The organism is Cupriavidus necator (assembly GCF_040578825.1).
Lineage (GTDB): Bacteria > Pseudomonadota > Gammaproteobacteria > Burkholderiales > Burkholderiaceae > Cupriavidus > Cupriavidus necator_E.
In genome coordinates this window covers 46,508-62,535 of the sequence record NZ_JBEFLI010000006.1, presented here as the reverse complement: position 1 = coordinate 62,535, position 16,028 = coordinate 46,508, and the positions used below count along the sequence as shown (strand labels likewise).

Sequence of the window (16,028 nt, the reverse complement as noted above, 5' to 3'; positions counted from 1 at the left end):
GACGACACGCTTTCCCCGTCAGTTCCAGGACTCTTCATGCTCGTCACCGAACCCCAAGCCGCCCTGCTGTCGCCCCAGCGCACGGCAGCCGATCCCGGACAGCTCAATCCCCGCGCGCTGCTGCGCGACCTGTTCGATACCGCGGTTGGCGCCGTCAGCGCCAGCCATTGCCTGCCGCCGCACCTGCCCGCGCCGCCCAAGGGCCGCACCGTGGTGATCGGCGCCGGCAAGGCCGCGGCCGCGATGGCGCAGGCCGTGGAGGCGAACTGGCAAGGCGAGCTGTCGGGGCTGGTGGTGACGCGCTACGGCCATGGGGCCGACTGCACGCGCATCGAGGTTGTCGAAGCCGCCCACCCTGTGCCCGATGAAGCCGGCGCGCGCGCCGCGCAACGGATGGTGGAACTGGTGCAGGGCCTGACCTCTGACGACCTGGTGCTGTGCCTGATTTCCGGCGGCGGCTCGGCGCTGCTGGCCGCGCCTGCCGAGGGCATTTCGCTGGCCGACAAGCAGGCCGTCAACAAGGCGCTGCTCAAGAGCGGCGCGAGCATCGGCGAAATGAACTGCGTGCGCAAGCACCTGTCCGCGCTCAAGGGCGGCCGCCTGGCGCTGCACTGCGCGCCCGCGCGCGTCGAGACGCTGCTGATTTCCGATATTCCCGGCGATGACCCCACGCTGATCGCCAGCGGCCCGACGCTGGCCGACGCGACTACCTGCGCCGATGCGCTGGCGGTGATTGCCAAATACGGCATCGACGTGCCGGCCAATGTGCGTGCGCATCTGGAGAGCGGTGCCGGTGAAACCCCCAAGCCCGGCGATGCCCGTTTCGCCGGCCACCGCAGCGCGACGCTGGCTACCGCGCAGCAATCGCTCGAAGCCGCCGCCGCGCGTGCGCGCGAGCTGGGCTATGAAGCCCACATCCTGTCCGACTGCATCGAGGGCGAAGCGCGCGAGGTGGCCGAAGTCCACGCCGCGATCGCGCGCCAGGTCGCGCAGCGCGGCCAGCCGTTCAGCAAGCCGTGCGTGCTGCTGTCCGGCGGCGAGACCACAGTGACCGTGCGCGGCAAGGGCCGCGGCGGGCGCAATGCCGAGTTCCTGCTGTCGCTGGCGGTGGCGCTCGACGGCCTCGCCGGCGTGCATGCGATTGCCTGCGATACCGATGGCATCGACGGCTCGGAAGACAACGCCGGCGCCCTGCTGTCGCCCGACACGCTGACCCGCGCCGCCGCGCGCGGCCTGTCTGCGCGCGCCCATCTCGATAACAACGACGGCTATGGCTTCTTTGCCGGGCTGGACGACCTGATCGTCACCGGGCCGACCCGTACCAACGTGAACGACTTCCGCGCGATTTTGATTCGCTGACCGACTTCGTCACCGCGCAAGCGGGGGCGAGCCAGATTCGAACAAGGCAGTACCAAACGACTCGCGGCGCCACGCGCCGCACCGAGAATGGAAGAGGAGACATCATGAGACGCCAGCGCAAAGCAAAGATCGTTGCCACGCTCGGCCCCGCCAGCACCGACATCGCGGTGATCCGCGCGCTGTTCGAGGCCGGCGCGGACGTGTTCCGGCTCAACTTCAGCCACGGCACGCACGAGGACCATCGCGCGCGCTACGACGCGGTGCGCCAGGTCGAAGCCGAGACCGGCCGGCCCATCGCCGTGCTGGCCGACCTGCAAGGCCCCAAGCTGCGCATCGGCACCTTCGCCGCCGGCAAGGTGGCAGTGCGCACGGGCGATGTGTTCGTGCTGGACAGCGATCCCACGCCGGGCGACGGCACGCGCGTCTACCTGCCGCATCCCGAGCTGTTCCAGGCTGCGCAGCCCGGCCAGTCGTTGCTGATCGACGACGGCAAGGTGCGCCTGGCGATCGAAGCGGTGTCCGGCGGCACCATCACCACGCGCGTGGTCAATAACGGCACGCTGTCCGACCGCAAGGGCGTGAACGTGCCCGACGCCGTAATCCCCATCCCCGCGCTGACCGAGAAGGACCGCAAGGACCTGGACTTCGCGCTGGCGCTGGGCGCCGACTGGATCGGCCTGTCGTTCGTGCAGCGCCCCTCCGATATCGTCGAGGCGCGCGAGATCGTCGGCACCCGTGCCGGCATCCTGTCGAAGATCGAGAAACCGGCCGCGCTGCAGCAGCTCGAAGAAATCGTGCGCGTGTCGGATTCGGTGATGGTGGCGCGCGGCGACCTCGGCGTGGAACTGCCGCCCGAGCGCGTGCCCGGTGTGCAGAAGCGCATCCTGCGCGTATGCCGCCAGCTCGGCAAACCCGTGGTGATCGCCACGCAGATGCTGGAATCGATGATCGACTCGCCGGTGCCGACACGCGCCGAAGCGTCGGACGTGGCCAGCGCCATCTATGAAGGCGCCGATGCGGTGATGTTGTCGGCGGAGTCGGCCAACGGCCGTTACCCGGTGCCGGCGGTGTCGATGATGAACCGCATCGTTACCGAGGTGGAGCGTGACCCGCTGTACCGCAACCTGCTCGACGCACAGCACGAAACCCCGCTGAACACGCGCCAGGATGCGATCTGCGCGGCGCTGCGCGAAGTCACGCAGATCATCGGCGCGGCCGCGACGGTGACCTACACCTCGTCGGGCGCCACCGCGCTGCGCGCCGCGCGCGAGCGGCCGTGCGCGCCGATCGTCAGCATCACGCCGAACCTCGAGATCGCTCGCCGGCTGGCGATTGCCTGGGGCATCCACTCCACCGTGAGCCCCGATGTGCAGAGCGTCGACGAGATGGTGGAAGCCGCCACGCGCGCGGCGCTGGTGGAAGGCTACGCCGCGCCGGGTGACCAGATCACCATTGCCGCGGGCATGCCGTTTGGCCAGGGCGGCACGACCAACCTGCTGCGCGTGGCCGAGGTCGGCGCCAGCGCCGTGGCCGCCACGCCGACTGTGCGCGACGCCGCCCTCGCCTAGCGCCGCTAACGCGTTCCGTCCCGGGACGTTCAGGCACTGACGGAACCGGGCGCGAGCCCGGTTTCTTTTTGTTTTGCCGCACACCACTTGCATGGCCCGACTCCAGGGCGGGCAGGTGGTGTTTTTTTATGCGAACCGACTGGGTGCCCGGCGGGCTCGATCACGTCATTCCCCCAATCCCCCATTGCTATACTGACTTCCACCCGGCCCCCGCGGCCACCCTCATCACTTTTTGCACCCGGAGCCTCCCAAAATGCGCCTAGATGACGAAGCCGAAAGCCAGCACGTTGAAGACCGCCGCGGCGGATTCGGCGGCCTGGGCGGCAAGTCGATCGGCATCGGTACGGTCATCATCGCGCTGGCCGCGTCGTACTTCTTCGGCATCGACCCGATGCTGATCATGCAGGGCGCATCGGTGCTGCAAGGGTCCGGCCAGCCGCAGCAACAGCAGGTCAACCGCCCGCCGGCGACAGACCAGATGACGGTCTTCACGCGCAAGGTGCTGGGCAATACAGAGCGGACATGGCAGCACATCTTCGAGACCGAGCTGAACCGCCGCTATGCGCCGCCGACGCTGGTGCTGTTCTCCGGCGCCACGCCCACCGCCTGTGGCACCGGGCAATCGGCGATGGGCCCCTTCTACTGTCCCGGCGACCAGAAGGTCTATATCGACCTGGCTTTCTATGACGAGCTGCGCCGGCGCTTCGGCGCCAGCGGCGACTTTGCGCAGGCGTATGTGATCGCGCACGAGATCGGCCACCATGTGCAAAACCTGCTGGGGGTTTCGGACAAGGTCGACGCCGCGCGCCGCCGCATGGGCGAGGCGCAGGCCAACCAGTTGTCGGTGCGCATGGAGCTGCAGGCGGATTGCCTCGCCGGCGTGTGGGCCGCCACCGCGCAGCGCGCCAACCAGCAACTGCTGGAACCGGGCGATATCGAGGAAGGCCTGAAGGCCGCCGCCGCGATCGGCGACGACCGGCTGCAGCGCCAGTCGCAAGGCTATGTCGTGCCGGAAGCCTTTACGCACGGCTCCAGCGAGCAGCGCGTGCGCTGGCTGCGCCGCGGCGTCGAGTCGGGCGATATCCGCAAGTGCGACACCTTCGCCTCGCGCGACCTCTAAACAGCCACCCTACCCCCGACGCCAGAGGGGTACCGGTAATGTGACGTTCGCGTTGTCCGGGCCCCCTTCCCTGTCTATAATCGCCGCCAAGGCCGCAGTACGACGGCCAGACGCCGGCACCGATCGTCATCGATCCTTCCTGCCGCAGCGCCGGGCGAGACCGCAAGCGCCCATCACGCGCTGCGGTAAGCGCCGGCCCCGGTCCGCGAGCCACGTGCTCCCTGACTGAATCGGCAAACCGACACCCCGGCGCTGCCAGACATCACCAGTGCCATCGCCGCGCAGCCTGCCGCGGCGTCTGTCGCAGCCGCTTGCCGCTCGCTGTCCATTGCGGCGTCTCCACCCAAGCCGTTCCGTTCCAACCGCACCGGAGCCACGGCCGATCTTCTGCTGCCGTGCGCCCGTGCCAGCCCTGACCTGACATGGCGTCGTTTTTCCTGAAGCGCCCGGCGTTTGCCTGGGTGCTGGCCATCCTGACCGTGGTGGCGGGCCTGGTGGCCCTGAACCGCATCCCCATCGCCCAGTACCCGGCGGTGGCGCCGCCGACGGTGATCATCTATGCCGATTACCCGGGCGCGTCCGCGCGCACGGTGGAAGACCGCGTCACCGCGGTGCTGGAGCAGCAGATGCACGGCATCCCCGGCCTGCTCTATCTCGATTCCAGCAGCGAGGGCGGCACCGCCACCGTGACACTGGGCTTTCGCCAGGGCACCGATCCGCAGCTCGCGCAGGTCAATGTGCGCAACCGCGTGGCGCAGGCCGAGCCGTTGTTGCCGGAAGCGGTGCGGCGCGGCGGCGTCTATGTCGACCAGGCCAGCAGCAGCGCCTTTATGTATGTATCGCTGGTGTCGGACAGCGGCCAGCTCGACGAAACCGCGCTCGGCGACTTCGCCGCGGGTTCGGTGCTGCCGCTGCTGCGCCGCCTGCCCGGCATCGGCAAGGCCGAACCGTATGGCGCCGAATATGCGCTGCGGATCTGGTTCGATCCCGACAAGCTGAACGCCTTCAACCTGACCACCGCCGAGGTCGAGTCCGCGATCCGCGCGCGCAACGGCAACGTGACGCCGGGCCAGCTCGGCGCGGCGCCGGCGGTGCCGGGACAGCCGTTCCAGGCGATCGTGCGTCCGCCCGCGCCGATGAGCGATGCGCAGGCGTTCGGCCGCATCGTCGTGCGCGCGGCCACCGATGGCTCGGCCGTGCTGCTGCGCGACGTGGCGCGGGTCGAACTGGCCGCCAGCGACTATCGCTACGCCTCCACGCTGAACACGCATAACGCCGCGTCCATCGGCCTGAAGCTTGCCGACGGCGCCAACGTGCTGCAGACCTCGCGCATCGTACGCACCGCGCTCGAAGAAGCCAGCCGCGGCTTCCCGGGCGACGTGCGCTACGAGATCTCGTACGACGGCGCCACCTTCGTACAGGCGTCGATTTCGCGCGTGCTGCTGACGCTGGCCGAAGCCACGGTGCTGGTGTTCCTGATCCTGTATCTGTTCCTCGGCAACCTGCGCGCCACGCTGATCCCGTGCATCGTGGTGCCGGTGTCGCTGCTGGGCACGGTCGCGTGCCTGTATGCGCTGGGGCTGTCGCTGAACGTGATCACGCTGTTCGGCGTGGTGCTGGCAATCGGCATCCTGGTGGACGATGCCATCGTCGTGGTCGAGAACGTCGAGCGCATCATGCGCAGCGACGGCGTCGGTGCGATGCAGGCCGCGGCGCGTTCGATGCGCGAGGTCTCGGGTGCGCTGGTGGCGGTGACGCTGGTGCTGTGCGCGGTGTTCGTGCCGATGGCGTTCTTCGGCAGCGCGGTGGGCGTGATCTACCGGCATTTCGCGGTGACGCTGGCAGTGTCGCTCGCATTCTCGCTGTTCTTTGCGCTGACACTGGCGCCGGCGATGTGCGCCAGCCTGCTGCGCCATCGCGCGGCACCGGCGCGCGGGCCGCTGGCGTGGTTCGATAGGCGCTTTGCCGCGTTCACCGAACGCTACGCCGGTTGGGTGCAGGCGCTGCAACGCAGGCGGATGCGCTGGCTGGCGGTGTACCTGGCGCTGACGCTGGCGTGCGGCTACGCGCTGTGGAAAATGCCGAGCGGCTTTTTGCCCGAAGAAGACACCGGCGAGATCGTGGTCGATATCGAACTGCCGGCTGGCAGCACGCAGGCCGATACGCGCCGGCTGGTGGCGGAGCTGGAGCAATGGATGCAGGCGCAGCGCTTTCCCGTGCATTCGAATTTCGCGGTGATGGGCTGGTCCAGCGGCGGCAGCGGCGAGCAGCGTGCCAGCCTCTTCATCGGCCTGACCGACTGGAAAGCGCGCGGGCGCAAGGACACCGCGCAGGCGGTGCTGGCGCGGTTGTCGGCGGGACTGGAAACGTGGCCCGGCCGCGGCGCGGCGCAGCTCTTCGCCTACAACAGTTCGGCATTGCCTGAGCTGGGCAGCATCGGCGGCCTCGACATGCGGCTGGTCGCGCGCCAGCCGGTGGGACGCGAGGCGCTGCTTGGCGCGCGCGACAAGCTGATCGAGCGCGCGAAACAGGATCCCGTCCTGGGCGAGGTGCGCGCCACCACCGGGCAGCCGGTGCCGGCGCTGGACCTGAAGATCGACTACCGCAAGGCCGAGGCATTCGGCGTCGATGCGGACACCATCCACCACACGCTGTCGGCCACCCTGGGCTCGCGCTATATCGACGAGGTCGCGCGCGAAGGCCGCGTGCGGCGCGTGATCCTGCAGGCCGATGCGCCGTTCCGCATGCACCCCGACCAGCTCGCGCGCGTGCATGTGCGCAATGCGCAGGGTGCGATGGTGTCGCTGGCGGCATTCGCCTCGCTGGAATGGGGGCGCGGCGAGGTCACGCTGGAGCGCTTCGACGGTTTCAGCTCGGTGCGCATCAATGCCGAGGTGGCGCCCGGCTACACCACCGGCGCGGCGATGGAGCGCTTGACAAAGCTGGTGCGCGAGCTCGGCCCCGGGTACGACGTGCGCTGGACGGGCCGCGCCTTCGAGCAGCAGCAGACCGGCACGCAGGCGCCGTGGCTGTTCGCGTTGTCGCTGCTGTTTATCTTCCTGTGCCTGGTGGCGTTGTATGAAAGCTGGACGCTGCCGCTGGCGGTGATCGCGATCGTGCCGACCGGGCTGATGGGTGCGGCGGCGGCGATCTTCCTGCGCGGCATGCCCAACGATGTCTATTTCAAGGTGGGCGTGGTGGTGATCATGGGGCTGGCCGCAAAGAATGCGATCCTGATCGTCGAATATGCCGAGCAGTTGCGACGCGCTAGTGCGGGTGCGGAGGCGGGGGCCGGTGCGATGGGCATCGTTGAAGCCGCCACCCGCGCGGCAGGGCAGCGGCTGCGGCCGGTGGTGATGACGTCGCTGGCTTTCGTGCTGGGCGTGGTGCCGCTGGCAATCAGCACCGGCCCCGGCGCGGGCGCGCAGCAGGCAGTCGGTACCGGCGTGCTCGGTGGCATGCTGGGAGCGACAGTGCTGGGGACGCTGGCGGTGCCGCTGCTCTATGCGGCGATCGCGCGCAGGTTGCCGCGCATGCAGCCGGATGAGGCAGTGGAGAATCGCAGCGAGGCTACGCCCGCATCATCGGCATGATGGGCACGCGCTCGATCAGGAAGGAAAAATCGCCTGCCAGGCGAAGAGAGAAGGAGGAGGAGGTCGGCCGGGCAGGCGGGAGAGAAAACTTGCGGCCACCGCAGTGGCCGCCTGGGTCATGCAGAAGACCCGTGAGTGTCAGACGCGATAGCCGTACAGCGAGCCGTCACCGCTGCGCGAGTTGTCCAGCGCACGGTCGGCAATCTCGCCGCTGAAGGCGCCGGTGTGGGTGCCTTCGCTGAAGGTATCGAACTTGCCTTGCTTGGAGATCTCGCCACTGAAGGTATGCGTGCCTTCGCTGAAGGTGTCGAACTTGCCACCAGTGCGCGAGCCTTCCGAGAACGTGTCGAAGCGGCCGGTACGGGCACCGTCGGTGTAGGTGTCGAACTTGCCTTGCTTGGCACCGTCCGTGTAGACATCGTACTTGCCAGCGCGCAGCGCATCGGCGTACACATCGAACTTGCCGACCTTGCTGGCGGCGGGGGCAGCCAACGCAGCCGCGGACGCGGCAACTGCCGCGAACACGAGCGCGCCACCAAGGATACGTCTGGCGATCATTTGGGACTCCTTCAACTGATTTCGGCTTTCTTGGTATGTGACCGGCTTGAGGCTCCGGCCGCTCGCGCAATCGGATGTTGCGATGCGAGCACGGATTGAAGATTAGTCACAGTCCTCGCCAGCAGAAATACCGCTGCGACGAATGGTGAGTTGCGAGTCGTGAAACGACTGGCTTGCCGATGAATGGTGTCCCCGGATCGCCGGCGATACGTGCCGCCGCCGGCCGTCAGGTGGCAACGGCGGCACGCGCTGGCACGGGCTCAGAGCGTGTACTGGCCGCTGGCTTCGGGCTGGAAATCGATCCCGGCGATCGTCACTTGCTGCTCGCGACCGTCGGGCAGCCGGTAGCTGACGGTCTGCCCGGCGCGCGCGCCCAGCAGCGCCTGGCCTACCGGAGACAGCACGGACAGCTGGCCGGCGTCGAAGTCGGCGGCGTCCGGGTACACCAGGGTCCAGTGGCGCGGCGTGTCCTCGCCGGGCAGCGTGCACGCCAGGCGCGAGTTCATCGTGACCACGTCGGTCGGAATCTCGTCGGGCGCGACGATGGTGGCGCGCGCCAGCAGGCCATCGAGCATCTCTTCGAGCTGAGCCGAGCCGGCGCGGCTGGCGATGCGCTCCAGGCGGGTCACGTCGAGTTCGGTCAGGTACAGGGCGGCGTTGTTCGTCGCCGCGGTGGTCTTGGCTTGGGTGGCCGTCATGGCGGGTCCTCCGGCAAATAAGGGTTGGCGCGGCCGGCGGCGGCTTGGGGCCGGCGGGGGCGCGATCAGGTCTTGGCTCTGCGCTGCTGCGCAGACATCAACGGATCCGGCGATGGCCGGCAACAACGGAAAACGCTGGCTCGGGCCCGGTTCGGCCCGGGCCCCGCGTTGGGAGACGAATCAGGCTGGGAACCGGGCGGAATCAGGCGGTGCGCTGATCCGGCGGGGAGACATCGCGCGCGGCGCGCGCTGAGGCAGGGCGGTGGCCATGGCGAGGGCGGACGCGCGCAGGTGGCCGGTCCGCGGCAAGCGGGCAGGCACGTCGTTCAGCGGCGTCAGGCGATCAGGCATGGTCACGCGGGAAAGACTGGATAGTGGGAAACGGCAGGCGGTGCGTTGTCTGGACGGGCCAGCATCGTAAGTCATGGCGCACTACGATGGCTGCTGCCAGGGTCCGTGCACTGCTGTGGTGCGGTCACGCGCGATCACGGATAGGGCCATGCTAGCACAGCGGCGCCAGTGCTCGCCTCACCCGTTGGCGGCATGGCCGGCATCGTGGGAGTCCGGATGGCATTCGCAGCCGGCGCCGGCCGCGGCCTGCTGCAGGTTCTGCAGGATGCCGCATGCGCTGGCGGGCTGGTGATGGTGGCAGGTCTCGCGCAGCGCGCGCAACTGCCCTTCGAGCGCCTCCAGCGCCACGCGCTGGGCGTGGATCTGCGCGATCTGGCGGTCGAGCAGCGTGTTGATATCGTCACAGTCTTGCGATGGGTTGCGCTCGAACTCGCGCAAGCGGCGCACGTCGGACAGGCTCATGCCGAGCGAGCGGCAATGCCGCACGAAGTTGAGCTGCACCAGGTGGCCGTCGTCATAGCGGCGATAGCCGTTGGCCTCGCGCCGCGGCGCGTCCAGCAGCCCTTCGCGTTCGTAGTAGCGGATGGTCTCGACGTCGCAGCCGCTAGTACGGGAAAGTTCGCCAATGCGCATAGGTGTCCTCTTTGGCAAGACCATCCCTGTAACCGCTACAGGGTTCACGGATAGTGTAGGCCAGTCTGGCAACGTGTGCAGTCATGGCGTATGCGCCACACGGTCGCATCGTCAGGTGCCTTACACGCTCTGGTTGCACATGGTGGGCTATCGCTCATGCCGGACGCCGGCGCTGCAGAGCATCCTGTAGAATTCCTTGAACACTTAACTGACAAGCCGTCCTCGCGTGCGCTCCCTCCGGCTACTTCTGCTGGTCCTGATGCTTGCCTGCCTGCCCCTGCCAGGCTGGGCGGAGTCGATCGCGCACGCCGTAGCGACCGGGGCCGACGCACTCGCCGCGCCCGTTGCGACCGATGCGCGCGGCGCGGCCCAGGCCGAGAAGGCCGATAAAGCCGACTGGGCCGCTCCCGGCCAGCTGTCGTCGCCCGCTTCCGAAGTCGCCGAGCCGCAGCTTCAGCCCGGCGCCGACCTTGCCGAGCAGCTTCTGCCTGCGCCGGCCTTCCACCTCGCAGCTTGGTCGGGCCGCACCGGACCGCCGCGCTATGCCGGCGCCCCGCTGCCCGAACCGGACCTGCCGCTGCTGCCGCGCCCGCCGCGCGGCTGACGCCGTCCGCCCGTTCCTGCGTGCCGCACCTTCGCGTGCGGCACGCGCCTGCGGCTCGCCCGCCTCTTTCCGTCGTACTGTCCCACCACACACTCATGAAACGCGTATTGCTTTTCCTGGCGACCAACCTCGCCGTCATGCTCGTCCTCAGCATCACCGCCAGCGTCCTCGGGGTGAACCGCTACCTGACCGCCAACGGCCTGAACCTGGGCACCCTGCTCGTGTTCGCCGCGCTGATGGGCTTCGGCGGTGCCTTTATCTCGCTGTTCATGTCCAAGACCATCGCCAAGTGGTCGACCGGCGCGCAGGTGATCACCCATCCCAGCACCAGCACCGAGCTGTGGCTGATGCAGACCGTCGAGAAGCTGGCGCAGCGCGCCGGCCTGCCGATGCCGGAAGTGGCCATCTACGAAGGCGAACCCAACGCCTTCGCCACCGGCGCGACCAAGAACAGCTCGCTGGTGGCGGTATCCACCGGCCTGCTGCAGTCGATGTCGCACGATGAGGTCGAGGCGGTGCTGGCGCACGAGGTCGCGCACGTGGCAAACGGCGACATGGTGACGCTGACGCTGATCCAGGGCGTGGTCAATACGTTCGTGATCTTCCTGGCGCGCGTGGTCGGCTACTTCGTCGACTCGATGCTGCGCAAGAACGACGAGGAATCGAGCGGCCCGGGCATCGGCTACATGGTCACGGTGGTGGTCTGCGAAATCGTGTTCGGCATCCTGGCCAGCATCATCGTGGCCTGGTTCTCGCGCCGCCGCGAATTCCGCGCCGACGCCGGCGCGTCCGGCCTGATGGGAACGCCCGCGCCGATGGTGTCGGCGCTGCGCCGCCTCGGCGGCCTGGAGCCGGATGGCCTGCCGCAGAACATGCAGGCGATGGGCATTGCCGGCGGCAAGTCGTGGCTGGCGCTGTTCTCGAGCCACCCGCCCATCGAGCAGCGCATTGCCGCGCTGCAGTCCGCGCGCTGAGGCCCGAACCGCGAAGTCAGCAACGCAGGCCGCGCAACCGACGCACCGGCGCCGCGGCCATCCCGCGCGGCGCCGGCACACTGACACAGGGAGGCTTCGATGCAATCGAGCCTGCTGGAACCGGCAAGTGCCGCGTGGCGCGACACGCTGGCGCGATGTCGGCATGACTGCCACCACACGCCCGGCTGGCACAGCGCCGCCGAGCGCAGCGACAACGGCAGCGCCGCGGCGGTGCTGGTGACCCAGGGCGAGCACCGGCTGCTGGTGCCGCTGGTGCGCCGCCCGCTTGCCGCCGGCAGTTGGGACGCCTCTTCCGCCTACGGCTACGCCGGCCCCGTGCTGAGCAGCGGCGCGCCCGCCGGCTTTGCCGATGCCGCGCTGGCCGCGGGGATCGCGCTGCTGCGCAAGCACGGCTGCGTGTCGTGGTTTATCCGCCTGCATCCGCTGCTCAATGCCGACTGGCACAGCCGGCTGGGGCAAGTGGTCGAGCATGCCGGGACGGTATCCGTCGATCTCACCAAGAGCGCCCAGCGGCTGTGGCAGGAAACGCAGGCGCGCCACAAGCTGGGCATCAACCGCGCCCGGCGCGCAGGCGTGACCGCGCGGCTGGACCGCGACTTCGCCACGCTGCCGCGCTTTATCGAGCTCTACAACCACACCATGACGCGGCTGGACGCGTCGCCGTATTACTTCTTCGATGCCCAGTACTACCGCACGCTGGTGCGCGGGCTGGGCGACGACCTGCTGCTGTTCGTGGCCGAGGAGGGCGATTGCGTGATCGGCTCGGCGCTGTTCACCGTGGCGCGCGGCACCGGCATCATGCAGTACCACCTGTCCGGCTGGGACTGGGACTATCGCCACCGCCAGCCGACCAAGACCCTGATCCACGCCGCGCGCGAATGGGGCCGCATCCATGGCATGCACTACCTGCACCTCGGCGGCGGACTGGGCTCGTCCCACGACTCGCTGTATGAGTTCAAGCGCGGCTTCTCGCCGGATACGCACGTGTTCCGGACCCAGCGGCTGGTGGTCGACGCCGATCGCTACGTGGCGCTGTCCGGCGGCGACCGGGGCACGCTGGCCCGCCTCGATGGCTTCTTTCCGGCCTACCGGCGCCCCGGCGCGCGCTTCGGGCCGCCGCTGGCGCAAACTTGCCATGAGGTTGCGATGTCCGCGACTGCAGAGTCGCGCCGCACCGGCACCTAGTCGACGACCCGGCTGCGCAGCGCCTTGACCTGGCTGCGCTGGCTCTTGCTTTCCAGCCGCCGCTGGCGCGATGCCAGCGTAGGCCGCGTGGCCCGGCGCACGCGCGGCGGCGTGGCCACGCTGCGCACCAGCTCGTGCAGCCGCCGCACCGCCTCGTCGCGGTTCTGGTCGAGGCTGCGGAACTGCTGGGCCTTGATCACCACCACGCCGTCGCGCGTAATGCGGTGGTCGTGCAGCGCCAGCAGCCGCTCCTTGTGGTCGGGCGCCAGCGACGACGCGCGCACGTCGTAGCGCAGGTGCACGGCATTGGACACCTTGTTGATGTTCTGGCCGCCCGCGCCCTGCGCGCGGATCGCGGTGATCAGGTATTCGTGATGGGGGATGACGAGGTCGTCGGTCATGGCTGCATCATAGCAAGGCACTTATCCACTAACGCCACGCGTACGCAAGGCCCATGCCGTAGGTGAGCTGGTGGCGCGTGCCGCGCTGCGTGACGATGGGGCTGGCGGCGGCGTCGCCGGTCAGCCGCTGCGCATACACCATCGCGCCGCCATACCGGGTGCCTCTAGCAGCACCGCAAAGCACCACGGCGCGCCTCGCGTGGTGAAAGTTTTCAGTGGCCGGATTAAGCTTCCGCGCCGTATTTGCCTTCTTTTGATATTTCGAATAAAGTCGAAGCAATGGAATCCAACCAAGCCATCGAAGCTCTTGCCGCACTCGCGCACGCCTCCCGCCTGACGGTATTCCGCGCGCTGGTCCAGGCTGGCCCCCAAGGCATGCCGGCCGGCCAGATCGCCGCACTGCTGCAGGTGCCCGCCTCGTCGCTGTCGTTTCACCTGAAGGAGTTGCATCGCGCCAGCCTGGTGGCCAGCCGGCAGGAAGGACGGTCGGTGATCTACACCGCGCGCTTTGAAGCCATGAACGCCCTGCTCGGCTTCCTGACCGAGAACTGCTGCGGCGGCAACCCTTGCTCGCCGGCCAGGCCCTGCGCCACGGCCCCGGCAAACTGAGCCCAAACCATGTCTGTCACGATCTACCACGGGGTGCGCTGATGGCTGCCGACCTGCCCAACGTCACGCTGTCGCTGCTCGACACGCCCACCGAAGACAAGCTGCGTCCGCAGCGCGCCAGCACGCATGCGCCCCGCATCCTGCTGCTGTACGGCTCGTTGCGCGAGACCTCCTACAGCCGCTTGCTGACCCTCGAAGCCGAACGCATCCTGCGCCATTTCGGCGCCGAGACCCGGGTCTTCGATCCGCACGGCCTGCCCGTGACCGACAGCGTGCCGGCCGACCATCCCAAGGTGGCCGAGCTGCGCAAGCTGTCCGAATGGTCCGAAGGCCAGGTCTGGTGCAGCCCCGAACGCCACGGCACGCTGACCGCGGTGCTCAAGAACCAGATCGACTGGCTGCCGCTGGAAAGCGGCGGCATCCGCCCGACCCAGGGCCGCACGCTGGCGGTGATGCAGGTCTGCGGCGGCTCGCAGTCGTTCAACGCCGTCAACGCGCTGCGCGTGCTCGGCCGCTGGATGCGCATGGTCACCATCCCGAACCAGTCGTCCGTACCCAAGGCCTACCAGGAGTTCGACGCCAAAGGCCGCATGAAGCCGTCGTCGTACTACGACCGCGTGGTCGACGTGATGGAGGAACTGGTCAAGTTCACGCTGCTGGTGCGCGACCGCTCGGACTACCTGACCGACCGGTACAGCGAGCGCAAGGAGGCGATGCCGATTGTGGCGGCATCGCTGGCCGCGGCGGCGATGGCGCATGAACCGCAGGCGGCGGCTGAGGATACGGACGAAGGCGAAGTCCAGTAGCGTCTGGCGCGCATACGCGTGACGCGCAGTCGCATCCCGGCCATCGCCAACGGCGTGGCCGCGGCCATCACATCACATACGAAGGAAATTTTGGCGCGCCCGGCTGGGATCGAACCAGCAACCCCTGCCTTCGGAGGGCAGTACTCTATCCATTGAGCTACGGGCGCACAGGACGGTTTTGCAACCGGTTTTGCGGGTACAGCGGTTGCGGCGGGCGATTGCCGCCGCTGAGAAGTCGCATAGGATACCGCTTTTACCCGGCCCCGTCCATGCGCGTCCACGATTGCCGTCGTGCAACGTCTCGCAACCGCCGCTTTTGGGCACTGGCAAGGGGTCTTTGGCGCTATAATCGCCAGCTATTTGCGTCAAAACGTGCCCGTTGCCAGCGGCGCAGCCAGTCGACCGAGGTCAAGGTCGCATGGCTTGTTGTCGGTGACAATCGGAGCCCGGTCCGGGAGACAGTCCGAAGCGCGCAAATAGCGACAGACCCAAGTCAGGCAAGGGCCGCGGGCAGCAACGAGCGGACCGGATGGGGCCAGATGGTGGTCAGCGAATGGCCAGACCAGGCCAGAACAATGCAAGCCGAGCGTGAGCGGCCAGAAGGTTTCCTGCAAAACTGAGAGTTCTGTATGAGCGACGTCCACAACGAACACCCCGAACACGAGTCTCCCATCAAGACGCCGAAGCAGCTGATCGCAGTTGTGATCGCGGCTTTCCTGGTGCCGATCATCGTGATCATCCTGCTGGTCAACTTTGTCGGACATGGCTCCACCGAGGGTGCCGGCTCGGCCACCACCGCCGAGGCCGTCAACGACCGCATCAAGCCGGTCGCGTTGCTCGAAATCAAGGATCCCAACGCGCCGCGCGTGTTCAAGACGGGCGAGCAGGTCTACAAGGAAATCTGCGCCGCCTGCCACGCCACCGGCGCGGCGGGTGCGCCCAAGTACGGCACCGCTGCCGACTGGACCGCGCGTATCGGCCAGGGCTTTGAAGGCCTGATGAAGTCGGTGATCAACGGCAAGGGCGCGATGCCGCCGCGTGCCGGCAGCACCCCGGACGACTACACCGATTACGAACTGGCCCGTGCCGTGGTCTACATGGCCGACGCTGGCGGCGCCAAGTTCCCCGAGCCAGCGGCCCCGGCTGCCGCGGCGCCGACGACCGCCGCCGCTCCCGAACCGGCTGCCGCACCAGCAGCAGCTGCCGCTGCGCCGGCTCCGGCCGCGCCTGCCGCTGCTGCCGCCGCGGCACCGGCGGCCACGACCGCCGCTGCCCCCGCAGCCGCGTCGGCCGAGGTTGGCAAGAAGGTCTATGAGCAGGTCTGCGCCGCCTGCCACGCAGCCGGCGTGGCCGGTGCACCCAAGTTCGGCGACAAGGCCGCCTGGGCGCCGCGCCTGAAGGAAGGCATGGACACGGTCCACAACTTCGCGCTCAAGGGCAAGGGCGTGATGCCGCCCAAGGGTGGCTATGCCGGCCCGGACGCCGACGTGATCGCCGCGTCGGACTACATGGCCAACGCTGCCAAGTAAGCGCCCCGCCCCCAAAGAA

14 protein-coding genes and 1 tRNA gene are annotated in these 16,028 nt (G+C 68.4%); 10 read left to right on the top strand and 5 right to left on the bottom strand.

The window, feature by feature from the left end; all coding sequences use genetic code 11:
* The first annotated feature begins 36 nt into the window (after positions 1 to 36).
* The 4 genes from AB1I47_RS05255 to AB1I47_RS05240 all read left to right on the top strand — a co-directional run bounded on the left by AB1I47_RS05255 (position 37) and on the right by AB1I47_RS05240 (position 7,640).
* Positions 37 to 1,359 carry a glycerate kinase type-2 family protein gene (locus tag AB1I47_RS05255; protein ID WP_354682714.1) on the top strand — a complete coding sequence of 441 codons (1,323 nt, stop codon included), beginning with the start codon at positions 37 to 39 and terminating at the stop codon, positions 1,357 to 1,359.
* Between the two features lie 104 nt (positions 1,360 to 1,463).
* On the top strand, positions 1,464 to 2,927 hold the full coding sequence (gene pyk, locus AB1I47_RS05250; protein ID WP_354682713.1) for a pyruvate kinase: 1,464 nt from the start codon (positions 1,464 to 1,466) through the stop codon (positions 2,925 to 2,927).
* Between the two features lie 253 nt (positions 2,928 to 3,180).
* Complete coding sequence (gene ypfJ / locus AB1I47_RS05245) at positions 3,181 to 4,047, top strand: KPN_02809 family neutral zinc metallopeptidase (protein ID WP_354682712.1); 867 nt, start codon at positions 3,181 to 3,183, stop codon at positions 4,045 to 4,047.
* A gap of 422 nt (positions 4,048 to 4,469) precedes the next feature.
* Positions 4,470 to 7,640 (top strand): efflux RND transporter permease subunit, encoded by a 3,171-nt coding sequence (locus AB1I47_RS05240; RefSeq protein WP_354682711.1) that lies wholly within the window; start codon positions 4,470 to 4,472, stop codon positions 7,638 to 7,640.
* A 138-nt stretch (positions 7,641 to 7,778) separates the two neighbouring features.
* On the opposite strand, the gene AB1I47_RS05235 is transcribed toward AB1I47_RS05240, so the two are convergent.
* The 3 genes from AB1I47_RS05235 to AB1I47_RS05225 form a co-directional block, all read right to left on the bottom strand.
* Positions 7,779 to 8,198 carry a hypothetical protein gene (locus AB1I47_RS05235; RefSeq protein WP_354682710.1) on the bottom strand — a complete coding sequence of 140 codons (420 nt, stop codon included), beginning with the start codon at positions 8,196 to 8,198 and terminating at the stop codon, positions 7,779 to 7,781.
* A 260-nt stretch (positions 8,199 to 8,458) separates the two neighbouring features.
* A complete protein-coding gene (gene rnk / locus AB1I47_RS05230; RefSeq protein ID WP_354682709.1) occupies positions 8,459 to 8,896 on the bottom strand; it encodes a nucleoside diphosphate kinase regulator in 438 nt (145 codons plus the stop codon).
* A 528-nt stretch (positions 8,897 to 9,424) separates the two neighbouring features.
* A complete protein-coding gene (locus tag AB1I47_RS05225; RefSeq protein WP_354682708.1) occupies positions 9,425 to 9,880 on the bottom strand; it encodes a Cd(II)/Pb(II)-responsive transcriptional regulator in 456 nt (151 codons plus the stop codon).
* Positions 9,881 to 10,139: 259 nt separating this feature from the next.
* Between AB1I47_RS05225 and AB1I47_RS05220 the strand changes: the two genes are divergently transcribed.
* The 3 genes from AB1I47_RS05220 to AB1I47_RS05210 all read left to right on the top strand — a co-directional run bounded on the left by AB1I47_RS05220 (position 10,140) and on the right by AB1I47_RS05210 (position 12,664).
* A complete protein-coding gene (locus tag AB1I47_RS05220) occupies positions 10,140 to 10,484 on the top strand; it encodes a hypothetical protein (RefSeq protein ID WP_354682707.1) in 345 nt (114 codons plus the stop codon).
* A gap of 95 nt (positions 10,485 to 10,579) precedes the next feature.
* Positions 10,580 to 11,458, top strand: coding sequence for a protease HtpX (htpX, locus tag AB1I47_RS05215; RefSeq protein WP_354682706.1), 879 nt, complete (start codon positions 10,580 to 10,582; stop codon positions 11,456 to 11,458).
* Positions 11,459 to 11,557: 99 nt separating this feature from the next.
* Positions 11,558 to 12,664 carry a GNAT family N-acetyltransferase gene (locus AB1I47_RS05210; RefSeq protein ID WP_354682705.1) on the top strand — a complete coding sequence of 369 codons (1,107 nt, stop codon included), beginning with the start codon at positions 11,558 to 11,560 and terminating at the stop codon, positions 12,662 to 12,664.
* Here AB1I47_RS05210 and arfB read toward each other — a convergent pair.
* Positions 12,661 to 13,065 carry an alternative ribosome rescue aminoacyl-tRNA hydrolase ArfB gene (gene arfB, locus AB1I47_RS05205; protein ID WP_354682704.1) on the bottom strand — a complete coding sequence of 135 codons (405 nt, stop codon included), beginning with the start codon at positions 13,063 to 13,065 and terminating at the stop codon, positions 12,661 to 12,663. The two genes, AB1I47_RS05210 and arfB, sit on opposite strands and share 4 nt — an antisense overlap.
* 279 nt (positions 13,066 to 13,344) lie before the next feature.
* On the opposite strand from arfB, the gene AB1I47_RS05200 reads away from it, so the two are divergent.
* Both AB1I47_RS05200 and arsH read left to right on the top strand, forming a co-directional pair.
* Entirely contained in the window at positions 13,345 to 13,674 is a 330-nt protein-coding gene (locus AB1I47_RS05200) for an ArsR/SmtB family transcription factor (RefSeq protein WP_354682703.1), read from the top strand.
* Between the two features lie 41 nt (positions 13,675 to 13,715).
* Positions 13,716 to 14,480, top strand: a complete 765-nt coding sequence (arsH, locus tag AB1I47_RS05195) for an arsenical resistance protein ArsH (protein ID WP_354682702.1) — start codon at positions 13,716 to 13,718, stop codon at positions 14,478 to 14,480.
* A gap of 91 nt (positions 14,481 to 14,571) precedes the next feature.
* Here arsH and AB1I47_RS05190 read toward each other — a convergent pair.
* Positions 14,572 to 14,647 (bottom strand) — tRNA-Arg (locus tag AB1I47_RS05190).
* 462 nt (positions 14,648 to 15,109) lie between these two features.
* Here AB1I47_RS05190 and AB1I47_RS05185 point away from each other — a divergent pair.
* Positions 15,110 to 16,009 (top strand): c-type cytochrome, encoded by a 900-nt coding sequence (locus tag AB1I47_RS05185; RefSeq protein WP_354682701.1) that lies wholly within the window; start codon positions 15,110 to 15,112, stop codon positions 16,007 to 16,009.
* Positions 16,010 to 16,028: the final 19 nt, after the last annotated feature.

Excerpts from the sequence above, each read along its gene's own strand:
- AB1I47_RS05255 (WP_354682714.1), top strand. The coding sequence starts at position 37 with ATGCTCGTCACCGAACCCCAAGCCGCCCTGCTGTCGCCCCAGCGCACG.
- pyk (WP_354682713.1), top strand. The coding sequence starts at position 1,464 with ATGAGACGCCAGCGCAAAGCAAAGATCGTTGCCACGCTCGGCCCCGCC.
- ypfJ (WP_354682712.1), top strand. The coding sequence starts at position 3,181 with ATGCGCCTAGATGACGAAGCCGAAAGCCAGCACGTTGAAGACCGCCGC.
- AB1I47_RS05240 (WP_354682711.1), top strand. The coding sequence starts at position 4,470 with ATGGCGTCGTTTTTCCTGAAGCGCCCGGCGTTTGCCTGGGTGCTGGCC.
- AB1I47_RS05235 (WP_354682710.1), bottom strand. The coding sequence starts at position 8,198 with ATGATCGCCAGACGTATCCTTGGTGGCGCGCTCGTGTTCGCGGCAGTT.
- rnk (WP_354682709.1), bottom strand. The coding sequence starts at position 8,896 with ATGACGGCCACCCAAGCCAAGACCACCGCGGCGACGAACAACGCCGCC.
- AB1I47_RS05225 (WP_354682708.1), bottom strand. The coding sequence starts at position 9,880 with ATGCGCATTGGCGAACTTTCCCGTACTAGCGGCTGCGACGTCGAGACC.
- AB1I47_RS05220 (WP_354682707.1), top strand. The coding sequence starts at position 10,140 with ATGCTTGCCTGCCTGCCCCTGCCAGGCTGGGCGGAGTCGATCGCGCAC.
- htpX (WP_354682706.1), top strand. The coding sequence starts at position 10,580 with ATGAAACGCGTATTGCTTTTCCTGGCGACCAACCTCGCCGTCATGCTC.
- AB1I47_RS05210 (WP_354682705.1), top strand. The coding sequence starts at position 11,558 with ATGCAATCGAGCCTGCTGGAACCGGCAAGTGCCGCGTGGCGCGACACG.
- arfB (WP_354682704.1), bottom strand. The coding sequence starts at position 13,065 with ATGACCGACGACCTCGTCATCCCCCATCACGAATACCTGATCACCGCG.
- AB1I47_RS05200 (WP_354682703.1), top strand. The coding sequence starts at position 13,345 with ATGGAATCCAACCAAGCCATCGAAGCTCTTGCCGCACTCGCGCACGCC.
- arsH (WP_354682702.1), top strand. The coding sequence starts at position 13,716 with ATGGCTGCCGACCTGCCCAACGTCACGCTGTCGCTGCTCGACACGCCC.
- AB1I47_RS05185 (WP_354682701.1), top strand. The coding sequence starts at position 15,110 with ATGAGCGACGTCCACAACGAACACCCCGAACACGAGTCTCCCATCAAG.